This is a genomic window from Ensifer sp. Root278, from assembly GCF_001429285.1.
GTDB lineage: Bacteria > Pseudomonadota > Alphaproteobacteria > Rhizobiales > Rhizobiaceae > Ensifer.
Genome location: NZ_LMJJ01000016.1, coordinates 29,432 through 41,586, shown reverse-complemented (window position 1 = coordinate 41,586; position 12,155 = coordinate 29,432). Strand labels below are relative to the sequence as shown.

Sequence of the window (12,155 nt, the reverse complement as noted above, 5' to 3'; positions counted from 1 at the left end):
CTGCCCCCTACTTCACGGTGCGCAGTTTGGCGCGGTCGATCGTCAGTGCAATAGCGACGATCAATACGATGCCGAAGACGATCTGCTGGCGGGTCGCGTCGATCTCGAAATAGAGCATCGAAGCACGAATGACCGCAACGATGAGGGTGCCGACGACGGTGTTCATCACGCCGCCGACACCGCCCGTCAAAGGCGTACCGCCGACCAGCACGGCAACGATTGCCGGCAGCAGGAACCCATTGGCGATCGTTGGCGCGCCGCCGGAGAGCTTTACGGCGAAGAGTAGGCCGGCGATCGAAGCAAGCGCACCGGAGATGGCGAAGGCGAGAATCTTGTAGCGCGCGACGTCGAGACCGGACGCGGCGGCGGCAAGTTCGCCAGCACCGACCGCCTTCAGAACGCGGCCGAGCGTCGTGCGCCGCTCGATGAAGAGGCAGAGAGCCACAAGCCCAGCGGCAATCAGGAGCTCATTGGGAACGCCCCAGGTATGACCGATCATCCAGCCGAAGGTTTCGTTGCGCTGGACGGCATCCATGTTGAGTGCGCGCTGACCGGAAAGCCATTGCGCGACCGAGAAGGCAACGCCTCCCACGGCAAGCGTGGAGATGAACGACGGCACGTAAAGCCGTGTCGTCACGAATCCGGACAGCATGCCAAGCAGAAATCCTGCAGCAATACAAAGCACGGCAACCCAGGCACCGAGCGAGGCGAGGTAGATGGAGGCGATTACGGTCACCATGTTCGCCATCGACTGGGCCGACAGATCGATGCCACCAATATAGATGGCGAAGGTGAGCCCGAGCGCCATGATGAAAAGCGGCACGATATCGCCGGCGATCCCAAGCAGGTTTGTTGGTCGAAGGAAACCGGGATCCGTGATGCCGACGATTGCGACGAGCACCAGGAGCGTTATCCAGGGAAGGTGCGGTTTGAGGCGCTGAATATCCATTGGTCCCTCAGATCATGTAATGCAGAAGGTCATAGGGCGTGGGCTTGGAACCCGGCTCGCAGGCAAACTGCTTCTGAATGCGCCCGTCCTTGACGACGATGATGGTGTGCGAGAGGCCAATCGCCTCTTCCAGCGTATCGGCGACCAGCACGATACCGACGCCGGCCGCATTCATGGCGCGGATCATGTCGTAGACATCCTCCTTGGCGCCAATGTCCAGGCCGCGCGTCGGATGGTCGAGAAGCATGATGTCGGAGCCGGCCGATCGCCACTTGGCCAGAACCACCTTCTGCTGGTTGCCACCTGAAAGATTGCCGCAATCCGCTAATTCGGAATGCGCCTTGATCGACAGTTTCTTGATCCATTCGCGGGCAAGCGCCCGCTCCTCCCCGACGCGCAGCACGCCACCCTTCGAGCGGCTCTTCATCTGCGAAAGGGTCATGTTTTCGTAGACGTTCATCCCGGCGACGATGCCCTCGATCTTGCGCTCGCGGGGAACATAGCCGACGCCGCGGGCGACCGACTGTCGCGGAGAAAGATCGGTCGCGTCCTCGCCCTTGATGCTGAGACGACCCGTGGTCGGCGTCAGCATGCCGTAGATCGTCCTGAGGATTGCCTCGCGACCGGAACCTTCCGTTCCGACCAGGCAGAGCACTTCGCCGGCGTGCAGCTTGAGCGAGATATCCTGGATGCGGCCGGGAAGGCCGACACCGTCCAACTCGGCGAGCACCTTCGAAGCGTCGAACGGCTTTTGCAGATGCTCACGGTAATATTGCTTGTCGACATTGCGGCCGACCATCTTGTGCTGGATGGCCTCGGCTGGGGCGGCGCCACGATCAACGACATCCACGACCTCGCCGTCTTTCATCACGTAGATCCGGTCGGATAGCTCCATCACCTCGTCCATGCGGTGCGAAACGAAGATGAAGGAAGCTCGCGCCACCAGTTCCCGCACGAGCTTGAAAAGCAGCTCCACCTCTTCCTTCGACAGGACCGAAGTCGGCTCGTCGAGCAGGATGACGAGGTCACCTTCCACCCGCTCCTCCAGCGTCAGCACCTTGGCAAGTTCGACGAGTTGGCGTTGCGCAAAAGAAAGCTTCGACGTCACCATTGCCGGGTCGATATCGAGTTTCACCTTGGCAAGCTGCGCCTTCGCCGCTTTCGCCATGGCCTTCCAGTCGACGACACCGAAGCGGGTGAACTGCCGCTCGTAGCCGAGAAAGATGTTTTCCATGACAGTCAGGTTCGGGATCAGGGACTGTTCCTGGAACACCATCCCGATCCCCTTCTCCATCGCCTGGCGCGGATTGGCGAAGCGAACGGGCGTTCCATTGATCAGCACACGCCCGCCATCCGGCTGGTAGGCACCGTAGATGACCTTCATCAAGGTGGATTTGCCGGCGCCGTTTTCCCCCACAAGCCCGACGATTTCGCCGCGCTTGATGTGGAAATCGATCGCCTTCAACGCATGTACGCCCGGGAATTTCTTGTCGACGGCCTTGAGCTCGTACATGGCGTGCCTCACTTGACGAAGGAAAGCATCTTGCGATCGGTCGAAAGCACGACGGCAAGAATGACGAGCAGGCCGAGCATGCCGTCCTGAATGAAGTCGGGCAGCCCAATGACGACCATCCCGTTGTCGATGACGTTAACGATGAGCACCCCGACGAGTGCATTCCAGACACCGCCGATGCCGCCCCAGAGGGCCACACCACCGACGACGACCGACGTGATCGAGACGAACATGAAATTCGCGCCGGTCACCGATTCCGCCTGACCGATACGGGCCACCACGAGGATCGCGGCAATCGCATAAAAGATGCCGGCAAGCGCGAAGCCCGTGACCCGGACACGGGTGACATTGAGACCGGATGCGTGAGCGAGATCCTCGCCGCCGCCGACGGCATAGAAGTTACGGCCCAACGTCGTATGGGTCTGAATGAACCAGGCGACGAGGAGGAAGAAGGCGGCGATATAGACCATCAGCGGGAAGCCGAGCCAGCGCACGGTCAAGAGCCCGCGGAACGTTGCATCGCTTACCTTCACGATGTCGCCACCAGTCAAAAGGATCGCAGCGCCCGTGCCGACGAAGCCCATGGCAAGGCTTGCCATGAAAGACGGTATCTTGAGCTTCACATGGACCAGTCCGTTGAGCAGTCCAATGAGGCCGCCGAGAAGGAGTACCAGCGGAATGGCGACCCAACCGGAAGGGGCGAGCGAGCCGCCGAGGTAGGCAAAGATGAATGCAAAGGCCACGGCCGTCAGGGAGACCGTTCCTTCCATGGAAAGGTCGATCGATCCCATGACGATGATGAAGGTAACGCCGACGGCGACCATGAGCGCCGGGGCCGCCGCAATCGCGATGCGGGCGAAATTCCGCTGGGAAAAGAATGTAGGGTTGAGCGCGGTAAAAAAGATCACGAGCGCAATCAGCACCAGGAGCGGCGCCCATTTAATCAAGGTTTCGCGCGATAGGCGACGTGTCACGTCAGACACCCCTCTTTTTGAAGGTCACAAGGGGAGGAAGCGGCAGCCTCCAGGCTGCCGCCTTACCGGTCGAAGGTCAGTACTGGATCTGCCCGTTCGACGGGCCCCAGAAATCCTTCCAGTCGTAGGTCGGGACTGAGTCGAGGTATTTGGCCTTGAACTCGGCAGCGTCCTTGGCGGTGACCAGGATCGTCGGACCGTAGAACTCGCGGTGTTCCTTGGGCTCCTCGGACGGCTTGAAGCTGCCAATTGCCGCATGATAGGCGAGTGCTGCACTGATGCCGCCACCCCAGTGTGGGTTGGTGAAAACGGTCGCCAACAGTTTTCCGTCCAGCACCATCTGCACTGCTTCCGGATTGCCGTCGTAGGAAACGATCGGCATGTCCTCGATGCCTTCGGCGCGCAACGCCTCGATGACGCCATAGGCGATGTTGTCGTTGGCGCAGTGGACGCCCTTGATCTTGTCGCCGTAGCGGGTCAGGAACGATGCCATGAGGGCTGCACCCTTCTGTGTATCCCAGTCGGCCGGCTGCGCATCGAGCAATTCAATGTTCGGGAAATCCTTGAGCGCATTCTTGAGGCCGTTCAGGCGTTCGACCGCAGGGTTGTTGGCGGCGATGCCGCCGAGATGAACCACGCCGCCTTCGCCGCCCATGGCTTCAAATAGAATGCGCGCCGTCTGCTCGGCCGGCTTTTCGTCCGACCAGGTCATGTGGGAGACGTAGTTGTCGCCGAAATCCCAGGGATGCAGGTCGTCGGTCTTGTTCCAGATCGTCGAAATATAGGCGCCGGCGGCCTGAGCCGCCTCGACGACGGGTCTTGCATTGGGGCTGTCGTTGGCATCGCAGGCGATCGCGCAATTGCCGTTGTTCTTGGCGAGAAACGCCTTGATGTCTGAGAGCGATTTCTCGGTCGACCCCTCGTTGATCAGACTGACGAGCGCGCTTTTCGGCTTGCCGAGGGATTCTACGAAGGCCTCACCGCCCGAGACGACCGAATTCCAATAGGCAGACGCCCTGTCGCGATAGCTCCACGCAATCGCCGGATCCGTGAGCGCAGCCTGTGCCGTGCCACGGCCGAACGCCATCGGCACTGCCATGGCGCCGACGCCGGCGGCGGCGGCAAACAAGAAGTTGCGACGGCTTACCGTCTCGCGTTCGATAAAATCCTTAATAAAGGTCGACATGCCAATCCTCCCATATCCTCGGTGAGCGTTCCCCGTCCCACACGGGTTGAAAATGCAGGCTCGCAGGTGGCGGCGAACGCTTGTCGCCCTGGCCTCCTCCGGCCTCGTCAATCCCACTTAACGCACTAACTAGTTACTTCTTTACAAAACCCCGAGTCAAGTGCTTTTAATAGGTGCACGCGCCGACCGATCCGACGAACCGCTTTGACGGATCAGCTTTCCGGCGTGTATGACTTCAAGCGCAGCAGGCGCGAGGGCGATGGAGGAAGGGCTTTGAGCATCACGAACGAAGACACGGAGAAACCAGCCCGAAAGCCACGCACCAGAGACGCCGAGGCAACGAAGGCTCGCATTCTGGAAGCGGCAAAAAAAGAGTTTTCGAAGAATGGCTTAGGTGGCGCACGGGTCGACGTGATCGCCGAGAAGGCCAATGCCAACAAGCGGATGATTTACCACTATTTCGAGAGCAAGGAGCGCCTGTTCCAGACCGTTCTTGAAGATGCCTATATCGACATCCGCACGGCAGAACAAAAACTCAAGCTCGACGACCTGGAGCCGAAGGCAGCGCTTGCCAAGCTCGTCCAGTTCACCTGGGAATACTACTTGAAGAACCCGGAGTTCATTACGCTGGTCAACAGCGAGAACCTTCACCGCGCCAAGCACCTGAAGAAATCCGAGGTCATCAAGGTCGCCAGTCGCAAGTTCGTCAATATGGTCGGCGACATTCTCGAGCGGGGCGCCTCTAAAGGTGTGTTTCGACCCGGCATCGACCCGGTACAGTTGAACATAACCATAGCGGCAATCGGCTACTACTACCTGACCAACCGCTTCACCGGATCGATCATTTTCGAACGCGACCTCATGGCCAAGGAAGCGATCGACGAGCGACTGCAGTTCAACGTCGATACCATCATGCGTCTGGTGTGTGCCTAGCGCATCGCGCTAGGCATCAGTATCGACGACTGTAGGGCGATGCGTCAGCCCCTCGCGAACGACTTACGTCCAATCGATAACGATAAAGGGCTCTTCGATTTCCCGTCGCGAGATCTCCGAATAGAGCGACGCGGGATCGTCTGGCCTCACATGGCGTATCAAGCCTTCACTGTCGATCAATCCCTCGGACAGCCAGTCGAGCGCACGCGAAAAGCCGCCGAAGATGCTGTGCGGCGCATTGTTGTATCCTTCGAGGAGTTCCTCCCAAACGAAGTCGCGACCATGCAATGGAACTTCCCATTCCCAGCCGGAACGCAACGTCACCAGGTTGAAGAAGACCGCCTGCATGAGTTCATGTGCCGAAATCTCCGTTGCCCGCTTCCAGGGAACACCGACCATGACGACCTCGCCGAGTTTGTGAACGACACGGCAGGCGTCGATGATCGCGCCCTCGTGGCCTGAGCAATCAACGACGAGGGAGACATTTCCGACCAGTTCCGATGCGTCACCGACCGACGCCCGGCAATCCGCGATTCCGCTTCGCATGATCTGGGTGCGCCTTACCGGATCCGGATCGACCACGGTGACCCGATATCCACCGATCCTGAAGAGATGCGCAGCGAGGAAGCCAACCGGACCGGCCCCCGAAATCACGACACGGTCCCCGGGGCGGGCCTTCGTTGTCATCAGGCTCGTCATCGATACGCCCATCAAGCGGGCAAGCACCGCGCGATCCGGAGACAATCCATCCGGCAACGCCAGGGTATACTGCACATTATGGGTCTGCGTGCTGCGGTGCTGCCCCATCGCGAAACGCCGGTCGCCGACGCTGACGCCGACGACACCCTGTGCGACCCCGGTCACCTCAAACACGGCCGCATAACCGGGCCGGATGGGGAAGACGTCGCCATTGGCCCAGCCAAGCTCCGTGCCCTGACTGATCAAGGTGCAGAGCGTTCGTCCACGGATCTGTCCGGGCTCAAGTGGACCGTCTTCGTAGTCGCCAAGCTCAAAGGTCTGCTTTGAGCTTATCAGGATTTCTTGAGGCACGGCTCTCCTTTCCGGCCCCTTGGGCCAGTGGTTGCGTGTATTTGCTTTGAGATGACCACGGGACCAGATGCCGCGATCTACGAGTGGGAATTCAGCTGCCGCTGACGGGCGACCACTGCCGTGGACCGCCGGCGCTTTCGTATCCGAGTGGCCCGGGCATGCTGACGATCTCCAGGAATTGTCCCCAGGGAGCCTTCAGATAAAGCCACGTGAGTCCGGCCATCGCACCGCTCTCGACAAGGGTGGGACCTTCCAGCACCTCAACGCCGGCGGCGCGCAACCGCTCTGCTGTGCGCTCGCAATCATCGACCTCGAAGGCCATGTGAAATCCGCCGGGCTGGCTGTTGCGTTTCAGCGGCTCCGGATCGCCTGTCTCTCCGGAATACTGGAATATCTCGAGGTTCGTGCCGTTCCCGATTCTCAGAACCTTGATGTTTTCTATCCGTCTGCCCTCAGGAACACCCAGGCGTCGAAGCATGAACGCATCGTCAGCCTCCACTCTGCCGGTTTCGAGACATGTTACCGCACCGAAGATTGTCACGAAAAAGCCGACCGCCTCGTCAAGGTCAGGCACGGTGAAACCCACATGCTGCATCCCGTATATCTTCACTCGAACCTCCCAACTCGCGATGAATGCCGATTATCAATTATGTAACTAGTTAGTTATTATCAAGTCAAGAGATGGCGGACCGGACGTTGGCGAAACCCGGCCCGTGACGGGGACTTACCACTCCGGGCGGTCTCAAAACTCTCCGCCAGCACGACACGATCGCAAAGCGTGGTTCTTAGGCCATGGTCACGCAACCATCAGGCAGGTGCGATAGAAGCTGCCCCCAATCACCTTCCCGCTACGCTTGGTTTGGGCTAGTACCCGGTCATCTCCAGGTAACCCCTGCCACTGACACTGCCCTCGAAGGCGATCGGGCCTTCCCAGTACGGGATGGACGTTGACATCCACGCATGGTCGTTCAGAGGCTGGGTCGTGACGTCAAAGCCGCGACTGGGAATCTGGACGTTCCAGGAAACAGGAATTTGACGCCCTGCGACTTTGGCGGTTCGCACGGGAACGATCTTGAGAGCTGTCGCGGGTAAAGGGTCCGGTCGCCCGTCGGCAGTGATCCAGGTGGCGGAGGTATATCCCTCCCCTTCATCTCTGAGGCGGAAGCCCATGAGCTTCTCCCCTGTATCGAGATGCAGCGAGAACCAATCCCAACCGGTCTGGTCCTCCGCGAGCGGCTGTGACGACCACTCGCGGTCAAGCCAAGCCTTCCCCGTCACCTCTACATTCCCGCTCGGTAGCGAAAGCGAGCCGACCACCGCATAGAACGGTTGCGAATAGTAGTAGCTGGCCTGTCCCTTCGCTGATTTCACCGAATAGCCGTTAATGCCCTGCGGCACCAGCGGGCCGGTAGCCGATAGGCGGAGTTCATAGCCGAATTCCTCGGCCGTCGCAGTCAGGCTGAGATCGGCCAGTTGATCCGCTCCCGGGGCGGCATGTCCCTCCATCTGCCAGTCATCGATCCAGGCCGAGAACGGCGCCGCGACAACACCAGCCTGCCCCACTCCCCCGCGTGAAATACGTTCTGCGACGAAGTGGTCTTCTGAAGTGGTGACGGCTGCGTGACCCATCCAGAGCTGTGGGCTCGACCACGCGTTGGTCTCACCCGGAGCAAGCGCTGAGCGGAAAAGGGTCCACTGCGCCCCGTATTGAGTTCCGTCGGGGGCTTCAAGATTGGCCGTTAGATACCACCACTCTATCCGGAAGTCCGGATGTGGGCCGTGGTCGGCGGGGAAACGGAACAGCAGGCCAGGCTGCGGCACCGAAAACCCTTCGACCGTCGAGCCAAGGCCACCAAAACCCTCGGAGGCCGCTTGGCTCCCGGACAAGCTGGCCATGGTCGTCACCGCAAAAGCGATCGCAATCGATCTAACGCTCATTGGCGAATACCTTCAGAAGTTCCGATGGCGTGACTCGCGCCAGCCGGCGAAGCGGGATGAATACGGAAACGACAGCAGCGCCGAGCGCGACTAGACCGAGGCGAAGCCACTCGTAAGGAAAGAAATACATGGGCAGACGCCAGCCGAAGGCTTCGACGTTCACCACCGCGAGAAGCACCCACGCCAACGCCAGGCCGAGGGGCAAAGCGGCAATAAATGTCGCCAGCCAGAGCACGAGCGCCCTTAGAACCTCAAGAAGAGCGAGATCACGTCTCGTGACCCCCGTGGCCCACACAGGCGCAAGCTGGGGGAGGCGCATTTCCGACAGCGTGAGGAGGCTTGAGAACATCGCCAGTGCTGCAACCCCGAGCGTGAATATGTTCAACGCGCCAGTAACCAGGAATGTGCGATCGAAGATCCGCCGTGACTGTTCCTTTAATGCCGCTTGATCGACGACGTTGTCGGCTGGTAGTCCGAATTCGTCCGTGAGCCTCGATCGTAGGTCCGCAACCTGATCAGGCTGGATCCGCAGACCGTAGCGCAGGCGCGAGACCTGCGGGTAACGAGAGGTCAGAGCGTTTATTCCGGCGATGACCTGGCCCTTTGGGTTTCCGTAATCCGAATAGACCCCGACAACCGCCGGCTTCCAGTCACCCGGCAGATCCAGCTGATCGCCGATGCGGAGCCGGTCCCGCCTCCAGAACTGTTCGTTGACCAGCACCCCTTGACTGGACGCCACCTGATCCCAAACGTCCGGCATGCCAACGATCAGGGGCCAGTGCATCCTGTAGGTCGGATCGTCAGCGACACCGAAGATCTGCATCGGCTGCCCCCGGATCTCGGCGTCTACGCTCAAGATCGGCAACACCGATTCCACCTTCGTTGCGAGCCATGTCCTGAGCCTGTCTGCCTCGCCCTCGTTCCGGGCAGCGACGTAAAGCTCGGCGGCGAGACGCTGGTCGAGCCAGCCGACGAACGTGAGACGGAAGCTCGAGACCATGGTTCCGACGCCGACGTTTGCCGCCAGCGCAAGAAGCAATGCCATGAGCGCAAGCGAAAGTCCGGGGAGTTGCTGCCGCGCGTCGGCCCAGAACCACGTGACGAGCGCGCGCGAAGACGCCCGCTGCATCACGGTAAAGAATCCAGAAAGTACGGTGGGAAGAAGTAGCGACGCCCCGAGCAGAAGACAGCCAAGAACGCCAAAGCCCGCCTCAAGTCCTTCAGCCCACAGAAGAAGAGCTCCCGAGAGGGCTAGCAAAGCCGCTGCGGCTAGCACCTGAAACCGCCGCCCCGCTTGCCACGATCGTCCCCAGGTCTGGGGTTGGGCCGCCGCGAGCAAAGGCACCCTCCTCAAGCGCAACAGGCTCTGTGCCGACGACACCAATGTGCCGGCCACCGCGATGGCAAAACCAGAAACCCACCACTCCGGACGCAGGGAAAGCGTGCCAGGCACGCTGGCTCCGTAGAGTCCTTCGAGGGTTGCGGCCACTCCGGGCAGCAGCAGCGACGCGACCAGATATCCTATCGCGACGCCGACCGCCCCGGCGGCAAGGGCGAAAAGGACAAGTTCGGCGAGCAGCAGAACCGCAAGCGCACTTAACGAAACTCCAAGGCAGCGAAGCGTTCTGAAGGTCGGCCGCCGTTGCTCGAAGGCGAGACCGATCGTCGCGTACACGATGAACAGCCCCACCGCGAAGGCGAGAAACCCGAAGGCGGTCAAATTGAGATGGAAGCTCTCGGTAAGATGCTCGACGTCGGTTTCTGCATTCGGCTCGCGAACTGAGAGCGTTGGAACAAGCTTTTCAAGCGGCTCCAGACCGGAACGTTGGTTTTCGGCAATCACAATCCGACTGAGTTCGCCCTCTCTTCTTAACAGCTTCTGGGCCAAGCCAATGTCGATGAAGGCGGCGCCGTCCAGCATCCGATCCGAAACACGCAGTGCGAGGTCCGTCTGTCCTCGCATTTTTTCCGCTGTTCTGGGAGAGACAAACAGCATGCCAGGAGGCGTGATGAAGGAAAGCAAGTCCCCGGCATTTCCCAGGTCGACGGTGTTAGTCTCCGCGGGCATCGTCAGTGGCTCGATGCCGATCACCCTTAACCGGATGACTCCGAACCGATAGTCTCCCTCCAAAACTGGTGACACGTTCCAGCCCGCCCGCCTGAGCCGCACGAAGGCGGACTGAGGAATCGAGCTGCCGTTTGGAGAAACGAGGTTCGCCAATCCGTTCTGGTCGAGCACAACCGCGGCGCGGGTATAGCTGGCGCGAGCTTCTGCGTTGATCGCCTGCACTCCGCACCACAGGGCCGTCGCCAGCGCCAGGCCGGACAAGAGAGCGCCGAGCTGCAGCGGTCGTCGTCGCCAGTGGGACAGAAGTGCCGTGGCTGCGGTCCACATCTTCATTCGATCTTCCCGAACCGCAAATGCACCTGCCGGTCGAGCCTGTCCGCCAGTCTTTGCGAGTGTGTCACCAGGAGAAGTGTCGATCCGCTTCCCTTCGATAGCGAGAGCATCAGTTCCAGGACAGCGTCTCCGTTGGCCTCGTCCAGGTTTCCTGTGGGCTCATCCGCCAGAACTAAGCCGGGACGCGCGGCAAGGGTTCGTCCGATCGCCACCCGCTGCTGCTGTCCGATGGAAAGTTGTTCGGGATACCTGGTCAGCAACGTCCCGATTCCGAGGCGCTCCACGAGTTCATTTTCCCACTCTCTGTCGTGGCGTCCCGCGAGCTTGGCGTGGAAAGCGATGTTCGCGGCCACGTCTAGTGACGGGACAAGATTGAACTGCTGAAATACGAGACCGACTTTTGTCCGTCTGTAGGCAGCGCGTTCCCGGTCGTTCAGCTTGGAAATGTCTCGCCCCCCGATCGTGATCTCGCCTGAGTCCGTTCGGTCGAGGCCGGCTACGAGATGCAGGAGCGTGCTCTTTCCGCTACCGGACTCCCCCATCAGGGCAACTCTGTCTCCCGCGCCGAGATCGAGATTGACCCCTCTCAGCACTTCAAGCCGCCCTTCGGCAGTCTCATAGGATTTCCTAAGATTGCGGAGAGCGATCACCGTAGCGGCCAAAATTAGGACGATGGAACATATTTAACTCTCCACAGCCGCTTGGAAAGGCCTGCAGTGAGAAGATGCGAATACTGACGTCGAACGTCACATGGCGACGCGCGAGCCCGGTGATTGCGAGCGTTGATATATCGTCAGCGCCCACTGCGTTCGGAGTACGTCCAGATACAAAATGTAAACGTCACCCTCGCTGCCCCTGACCTTGAGGTATCGGTAGTCGGCCCCATGCCACTGATCGAGGTTTTCGACCACTTCGACCTTCCGGCCGTTGAGGTAAAATCGGCGGATCTTTTCGACCCCACCTTCGTCCACAAAGGTTTCGACCTGAACTCGCATGACGCGCTCGCTGTTCTTCTCGGCCGAAAGGCGGCGCACCGCGCCTCCTGCCAGTCGGAGCAGGATTGTTCTTGGATAAATAGCTGAGGGTGGACGAGAAGAAAGGGGCACGGCGCCCCTCGCCGCATGTATGGGACGCCGCACGGCTGCTTGGGACGCCCTCCCCCTGTTTGCACGGGTGCCGACATCAATTGCAGGATTGCCCGTTTCGCCTAT

General features: G+C 60.2%; 11 protein-coding genes. 1 reads left to right on the top strand and 10 read right to left on the bottom strand.

Annotated elements, in window-relative coordinates; translation table 11 throughout:
• Positions 1 to 7: 7 nt before the first annotated feature.
• The 4 genes from ASE60_RS15075 to ASE60_RS15060 form a co-directional block, all read right to left on the bottom strand.
• Positions 8 to 949, bottom strand: a complete 942-nt coding sequence (locus ASE60_RS15075) for an ABC transporter permease (RefSeq protein WP_057251380.1) — start codon at positions 947 to 949, stop codon at positions 8 to 10.
• A gap of 7 nt (positions 950 to 956) precedes the next feature.
• Positions 957 to 2,462, bottom strand: coding sequence for a sugar ABC transporter ATP-binding protein (locus ASE60_RS15070; RefSeq protein ID WP_057251379.1), 1,506 nt, complete (start codon positions 2,460 to 2,462; stop codon positions 957 to 959).
• Between the two features lie 8 nt (positions 2,463 to 2,470).
• On the bottom strand, positions 2,471 to 3,436 hold the full coding sequence (locus ASE60_RS15065) for an ABC transporter permease (protein WP_057251396.1): 966 nt from the start codon (positions 3,434 to 3,436) through the stop codon (positions 2,471 to 2,473).
• A 76-nt stretch (positions 3,437 to 3,512) separates the two neighbouring features.
• Positions 3,513 to 4,622, bottom strand: a complete 1,110-nt coding sequence (locus ASE60_RS15060; RefSeq protein ID WP_057251378.1) for a sugar ABC transporter substrate-binding protein — start codon at positions 4,620 to 4,622, stop codon at positions 3,513 to 3,515.
• A 273-nt stretch (positions 4,623 to 4,895) separates the two neighbouring features.
• On the opposite strand from ASE60_RS15060, the gene ASE60_RS15055 reads away from it, so the two are divergent.
• Positions 4,896 to 5,555 (top strand): TetR family transcriptional regulator, encoded by a 660-nt coding sequence (locus tag ASE60_RS15055; protein WP_057251377.1) that lies wholly within the window; start codon positions 4,896 to 4,898, stop codon positions 5,553 to 5,555.
• A 63-nt stretch (positions 5,556 to 5,618) separates the two neighbouring features.
• Here ASE60_RS15055 and ASE60_RS15050 read toward each other — a convergent pair whose 3' ends face one another.
• From ASE60_RS15050 to ASE60_RS15025, 6 genes are all read right to left on the bottom strand, one after another.
• Positions 5,619 to 6,605 (bottom strand): zinc-binding dehydrogenase, encoded by a 987-nt coding sequence (locus ASE60_RS15050; protein WP_057251376.1) that lies wholly within the window; start codon positions 6,603 to 6,605, stop codon positions 5,619 to 5,621.
• Between the two features lie 91 nt (positions 6,606 to 6,696).
• Positions 6,697 to 7,200, bottom strand: coding sequence for a VOC family protein (locus tag ASE60_RS15045; protein WP_244495624.1), 504 nt, complete (start codon positions 7,198 to 7,200; stop codon positions 6,697 to 6,699).
• 269 nt (positions 7,201 to 7,469) lie between these two features.
• Positions 7,470 to 8,543, bottom strand: a complete 1,074-nt coding sequence (locus ASE60_RS15040; protein WP_057251374.1) for a lipocalin-like domain-containing protein — start codon at positions 8,541 to 8,543, stop codon at positions 7,470 to 7,472.
• Complete coding sequence (locus ASE60_RS15035; protein WP_057251373.1) at positions 8,533 to 10,944, bottom strand: ABC transporter permease; 2,412 nt, start codon at positions 10,942 to 10,944, stop codon at positions 8,533 to 8,535. Before ASE60_RS15035 ends, ASE60_RS15040 begins: the two co-directional genes overlap by 11 nt.
• Positions 10,941 to 11,594, bottom strand: coding sequence for an ABC transporter ATP-binding protein (locus ASE60_RS15030; RefSeq protein ID WP_057251395.1), 654 nt, complete (start codon positions 11,592 to 11,594; stop codon positions 10,941 to 10,943). The genes ASE60_RS15035 and ASE60_RS15030 overlap by 4 nt, the downstream gene beginning before the upstream one ends.
• Positions 11,595 to 11,690: 96 nt before the next feature.
• Positions 11,691 to 11,978 carry a hypothetical protein gene (locus ASE60_RS15025; RefSeq protein WP_057251372.1) on the bottom strand — a complete coding sequence of 96 codons (288 nt, stop codon included), beginning with the start codon at positions 11,976 to 11,978 and terminating at the stop codon, positions 11,691 to 11,693.
• Positions 11,979 to 12,155: the final 177 nt, after the last annotated feature.